The organism is Labrenzia sp. ATLA3 (genome assembly GCF_057180185.1).
In genome coordinates, this window is record NZ_JBXUKV010000005.1 from 548,624 (window position 1) to 554,856 (window position 6,233).

A 6,233-nucleotide genomic window follows, 5' to 3' on the forward strand; every position below is an offset into this window, starting at 1 on the left:
GGTCCTTCTGCTCGCTGTCTTCCTGTTACAGGACGCGCTCTTCCCGGAAGGCCCGTCCGAAGGACTGCAGCACAGGGTCCAGGAGATAGCGCATTGGTGTATGGGCGCCCGTTTGTATGAACACTTGTGCGGGCATGCCCGGCACCAGCTCAAAGCCGCCTCCGGCCTCCTGGATGTCGTCGGCCGTAACCCGGACCCGGACCGTGTAATACTGCTCTCCCGTCTGATCGTCGGTTTCAGCATCGGCACCAACCTGGAAGACTTGTCCCTTCAAAGGCTTCATGTGCCGCCCCATGAAAGAAGTGAGCTGCACTTTGGCGTCCATCCCGATCAAAACGTTGTCGATGTCGGACGTCCGCAGGCGCGTGTCGAGGATGAGTTCCTCGTTCTGAGGAACGATGGTGAGGATAGGTTCGCCCGGCCGCACGACGCCGCCAACCGTTTTGTAGTTGACCTTGAGTACCCGCCCCTCGATCGGGGAGACGATCTCTGTACGGCTCAGGATGTCGGAAGTGGCAGATAGCGCTTCGTCGGCCTGAGCGATCTCCGCGTTGATTTCCGACAGTTCCTCGGCGATCTTCTCACGTTCTTCGCTGACAGCCGTCAGCTCCGCGATCTTGATTTCCTCGATCTTCTGCCTTGCACGGGCGATCGTTGAACCGATGGCATTGCGCTCCGACCAGAGCTCGGCCCGCTTGCGTTGCAGAGCCAGAAGCTCAGGCTGACGCATGAGACCTTTTTTCATCAGGACCTTTTTGCTTTCCAGTTCCTGGTCCAGCAGAATGATCTGCTGATCCATGCCGCCGATCTGAGCCTTCAGACTGTTGATCTCGGCTTCAACCTGACCAGCCTGCACACGATAGGTGTTCGTCTGCCTGTCGAGAAGCTCACGACGCACCTTGAACTTGATGATCTCGTTGGCCACGAACTGCTGGTAGCTCTTGTCGACTGACATGACCGATGGCGTCTTGACCTCGAAGGTTTCGTCGCCGCGCTCCTGCGCCAGGAGCCGGTCTCTGGTCACTGAATAGCGCTGGTGCTTGCGATAAATCGACAAGTAATTCGCTGTTGCCAGTGCCTGGTCGAGAACCATGAGAACCTGACCGTTCTTGACGACATCGCCTTCCTTGACATTAAGCTCACGCACGATCCCGCCTTCCAGATGCTGCACCACGCGCAAGCTTCCGTCCGGGCTGACCTTGCCAGCAGCAATAGCGGCCGACGACAGCTCCGCGAGACTTGCCCAGATCCCCGTGCCGAAGAAACAAACCGCGACGACGACGAAACCCAGGATCCAATGAAGTCGAATGGAGCGTCGGAGCAACGACGCCGGGCTTTGTTCCTTGTTCATCATTGACCTCCCTTTGTATCGTTGGCTGGTGACGCGCCTTTTGCCTTCGCGGGCTGCATCTTGCCCAGTTTCTGCAGAATATCGCTGACCGGGCGAATGGCGTTCTTCATGAATTCCTCGCCGGTTTGCGTCTTCTGAATTGTGCCGTCCGCGAGAGTGATAATCAGATCGACTTTCGAAAGCGCCGATGGTCTGTGGCTGACGATGATGACGGTACAGCCCTTTTCCCGAAGGAGTACAAGACACTCTTGAAGCGCCGCTTCGCCGTCGCTGTCCAGATTGGAGTTGGGCTCATCCAGAATAATCAGCTTTGGCAAACCGTAGATCGCCCTGGCCAGACCGACGCGTTGTGCCTGCCCGCCGGACAGGCGAAGTCCACCCGGCCCGATCATGGTTTCATAGCCGTTCGGCAGTCCATTGATCATGTCGTGGCAGCCCGCGAGGCGCGCGGCAGCCACAACCTTTTCATCCTCCGGCTCTCCCAGCCGGGCGATGTTTTCCTTCACGGTGCCGTGGAGCAGTTCCACGGACTGGGACAGGTAACCGATATTGCGACCGAGCTGTTGCGGGTCCCAGTTGCTCATGGCGACACCGTCAAGACGCACCGAGCCGGAACTCGGATCCATTGCGCCGATCAGCAATTTGCACAAGGTGCTCTTGCCTGACCCGGAGTGACCAACGATTGCATTCAGCGTTGCCGGTTTGACGTCGATGCTGATGTTGCGCAGCAAGGGACGTTCCTGACCTGAAACAAGCAGATTGACACCTTTGAGCTGAAGTTGGCCAGCGGGATCCGGCTGCTGCGTCTTGTTGAAGTGAAGCGGGGCTGACAGAAAGATATCTCTCAAACGGCGGTGAGCCTGCATCGCGCCGACAATGCCCCGCCAGGCACCGATGGCCTGTTCGGCAGGGGCAAGCGCCCGCCCCATGATGATTGACGCTGCAATCATCCCGCCCGGTGTGATTTCACCAAGCGTGGCGAAATAGGCCCCGAGGCCCAATACGCTGATCTGTGCCGTGAACCGGATGAACTTGCTGATCGCGGCAGTCTTCGCAGAAAAGGAGGCGACGGCGAAAGTCGAATCGGCCACCTGTTCGTTATCGTTCCGGTAGCGTGCGAGAACACCAGGCAGCATTCCCATGCTGTAGACGCTTTCTGCGTGCTGTGTGGCGATGTCAATCGTCTGCTGCGCCCGCACACGAGCGGCCGCGGCACCAGCCATCCGGCGGCGCGTCACCGTATCGTTCACACCTGCGATCATGACAATCAACACGCCGGCTGCGATGGCGACGAAGCCGAGGGCAGGGTGAATGAGAATAATGGCACCGATAAAGAGGGGCACCCACGGCCCGTCGAAGAAGGGCAGTACGCTCGAACTGCCAACGAACTGCCGGATGGTCGCAAGATCGTTCATGGCATGGGAGTGGGATCTTCCCGTGGACCTTGCCGTTTGAATGATTGCATGAAGCAGATCGGCATGGACAGTCGCGTCCCACCACTTCGCAATGCTGGCAAGGATGGACCCGCGGATAGCGTCTAGAACCGCAATCACGGCCAGAAAGAAAATGACGAACATTGTCAGGAAGACGAGCGTTTCGAGATGACCGCTCTGCATGACCCGGTCGAAGATCTGCTGCATGTACAGAGGAGACGCGAGGGTGCCGAGATTGACAAAGATCGAAAAGAAACCAACGGCAAAAAAGCCGACCCAGGAAGAGCGATAGACCTTGAGAGCGGGATAAACGCTTTCCCTTGCGCTGCGCACAGCCATGTAGACTCTCCAAAAAATAAATAAAAGGGGAGGAGAGGGCGCTTACGCCCTCTCCGGGAATCTCAGGATCAGGTGAGCAGCGGACCGTCGCCGTCATCGTCAAATGTCGGGATGAGCATCTCGGGGATGTCACCGCCACCGTCTGTGGTCCAGTCGTCGCCACCGAAGGTGTTCGTCTTGTCCGGATCTACCGACAGTTCGATATCGAACTCGGCGGAGTTGGAGACGGCGTCATTGACGTCCACCACAGTCATTGTACCGGACATGTTGGCGGTTTCGCCCTGATCCATTACCTGGGCCATAATGCGTTCCAGGTTATGGTTGAAAGTAACGCTGCCGTCGGCCTCACCGATGTTCAGAAGACCTGCGGCTTCCAGATCGGCGATATCCAGCGTTACCTGATGGCCTGAGATGGACAGGCTGAGAGTGCCCGAGATCTCATCGATCTGGAGCGTTTCGGTTTCACCATCGTCAACGTCGTTGGCATTCAACAGCTCAAGAAGATTGAAGCTGCTTTCGTCGTTGTTCGAGTTGCTGTGAACAACAGTGAACGTACCCGTGTAGTTCTCAATGGTGGGGGCATCGTTCGAGCCGTTGATGGTGATGGTTACGTCCGTCGTGACGGTGCCACCGTTATTGTCGGAAACCGTAACCGTGTAGATTTCCTCAACACTGTCACCAACGTTGAGCGCCTGAACATCGGCGTCGGACTGGTCAATGGTGTAGGTCCATTCACCGGTATCCTCGTCGATGCTGAATTGCCCGAGCGATCCGTCAAGAACGGACGCCGAGTAAGTCAGAACATCCCGAATGTCGACATCTGCGCCCACGATCAGGCCAGAGGCAACGTCGGTACCTGCTTCATCAACACCAGCTTCCGTCACCTCGCCCAGGATGTCTGCAGAGGTGATTGTCGGATCGTCGTTGGTGCCGGTCACGACAACCATGACTTCCCGAGTATCCGTCTCTCCGCTGTCGTCCGTAACGGTCAGCAGGTACTTGACTTCCAGCTGTTCGTCTTGGGCAAGGAAGTCCAGTGCCGTCGCGGCAATTGCGAACGTCCAGGTGGCGGTTCCGTTGTTGCCGGAACCGGCCGGTTGCTGCACCGTCAAGGCGCTCTGGAAGGCAAGTGCTTGTGCCTCCGTCAGCGCGAAGCCACTGCCTTCGACTGGTTTGACAGAGGTGAACTGAGCAGTCACTTCCGGCGTGTCGGACAGGTCGAGGTCGGCGAAGGAAACCTCACCGGATGTCTCAAGCTGTGCCGGAGTGTTGGCTTCCTCAAGAGCACCTTCGAAGACGCCTCCCGAGAACACCGGTCCATCATTGGTACCAGTGATGGTGATGGTGATCTGGGTGGTGTCAGTGCCTTCGGGGAACCAGTTCCGATCGCTGACTTTCACGTCGAACGTCAGGGTCAGGGTTTCACCATCTGCCAACCAGTCGAGTGGAGCCGAGCCGTTGTAGGCATAGGTGAATTCAACATTCCCGTCCGGTCCCTTGGGCACGGAGAAGATATTGTCCAGTTCGTTGCCGCTGGTGAAGTCGAAATTGCCGGCCATCAGAAGGCTGCTGATATCGACACCGTCCGGAATATCTCCTTCCGAATAGTCCGGCGAACCATCGCCTTCGACCGAGATGTAGAGCGTGTCGCCCAGATCGGGATCGTCGACCACGATGTTGCCGGTCAATTCGCCGATACTTTGCGGATTGGCGTCCAGTGCTTCGTCAATTGCAAAGTCAAGAACGCTCTGCTCGACGAGGATATCCGGCTGGTCGTTGGTACCGATGATGGTCACGGTGACCGGGCGCTCAACGAAGGAGTCCGGGTCATTCGTGTCCTGAACCCGAAGCGTGTAGTCGATCGTGAGGACATCGCCTTCGGCAAGGAAGTCGATAGCCTTGTCCTGGACCTTGTAGGAATAGGTTACCCGGCCCTGGTCGTCGAACTGGTCGAATGTCCAGAAGAGGAAATTCGAGTCATTGGCGGTCAGGGCAGCGTGGATATCGCCCGGCATTTCCAGAATGTCGCCGGCACCGGAGGCCAGGGACAGGTTCGGTTCGCTGATCTGGACCTCAAAATTGTCCGGATTGACGACCGTGTCCGGATCGTTGACCTCGAAGACCCCGCTGCGGGAATGGACGAAACCTTGGTCCTCCGCATCCGGAAATTCCACGATGGGCAGGAAGTTCAGGGAGAGGTCACCGCCAATCGTCGGAGCATCGTTTGTGCCCGTGATCGTGATGGTGACATCCTTCTCGACGACACCGCCGTTGCCGTCGTCGACCGTCACGGTGTAGACCACTTCGACCTGTTCTTCAGCGGCCAGGAAGTCGAGATGCTCTTCCGCGACGCTGTAAGACCAGTTGATCGTGCCGTTGTTCGCGTTGCCCGGATCAGCGGACAGCCCGAATCCAGCCTGAATATTTGCAATCTGGCTGGCGGTGAGGCCGACCCCATCAAGACCTTCAACGCTCTTGACTGCGAAGGTTGCCGTTGGCGTATCGGAGAGGTCGAGATCGGTGAACTCGATTGAGCCGGTGTCGGACAGGGTTGACGGATCGCCTTCAACGATGGAACCGCTTACGTCGACCGCAGTCAGCGTCGGCACGTCATTGGTACCGGTGATGGTGATGGTGATCTGGGTGGTGTCGGTGCCTTCGGGGAACCAGTTCCGATCGCTGACTTTCACGTCGAACGTCAGGGTCAGGGTTTCACCATCTGCCAGCCAGTCGAGATCGGCCGAGCCGTTGTAGGCATAGGTGAATTCAACATTCCCGTCTTCGCCCTTCGGCACGGAGAAAATGTTGTTGAGTGCAGACCCGCTGGTAAAATTAAAATTGCCTGCCGTCAGAAGGCTGCCGATATCGACACCATCCGGAAGATCGCCTTCCGAATAGTCCGGCGAACCATTGCCTTCGACCGAGATGTAGAGCGTGTCGCCCAGATCCGGATCGTCGACCACGATGTTGCCGGTCAATTCGCCGATACTCTGCGGATTGGCGTCCAGTGCTTCGTCAATTGCAAAGTCAAGAACGCTCTGCTCGACGAGGATATCCGGCTGGTCGTTGGTACCGATGATGGTCACGGTGACCGGGCGCTCAACGAAGGA

At 57.6% G+C, this 6,233-nt stretch carries 3 protein-coding genes; all 3 read right to left on the reverse strand.

Annotation, left to right across the window (positions count from 1 at the left end; translation table 11 throughout):
- Positions 1-25 precede the first annotated feature (25 nt).
- Positions 26-1,351: an HlyD family type I secretion periplasmic adaptor subunit gene (locus AC2A6O_RS16710; RefSeq protein WP_162530011.1), complete on the reverse strand. Its 1,326-nt coding sequence runs from the start codon at positions 1,349-1,351 to the stop codon at positions 26-28.
- Positions 1,351-3,123 (reverse strand): type I secretion system permease/ATPase, encoded by a 1,773-nt coding sequence (locus AC2A6O_RS16715; protein WP_498928723.1) that lies wholly within the window; start codon positions 3,121-3,123, stop codon positions 1,351-1,353. The genes AC2A6O_RS16710 and AC2A6O_RS16715 overlap by 1 nt, the downstream gene beginning before the upstream one ends.
- A 68-nt stretch (positions 3,124-3,191) precedes the next feature.
- The coding region (locus AC2A6O_RS16720; RefSeq protein ID WP_498928725.1) for a VCBS domain-containing protein at positions 3,192-6,233 on the reverse strand (3,042 nt) is incomplete at its 5' end.

What these genes read in the sequence shown, in the direction of transcription:
- AC2A6O_RS16710 (WP_162530011.1), bottom strand. Translation starts at nt 1,351, where the DNA reads ATGAACAAGGAACAAAGCCCGGCGTCGTTGCTCCGACGCTCCATTCGA.
- AC2A6O_RS16715 (WP_498928723.1), bottom strand. Translation starts at nt 3,123, where the DNA reads ATGGCTGTGCGCAGCGCAAGGGAAAGCGTTTATCCCGCTCTCAAGGTC.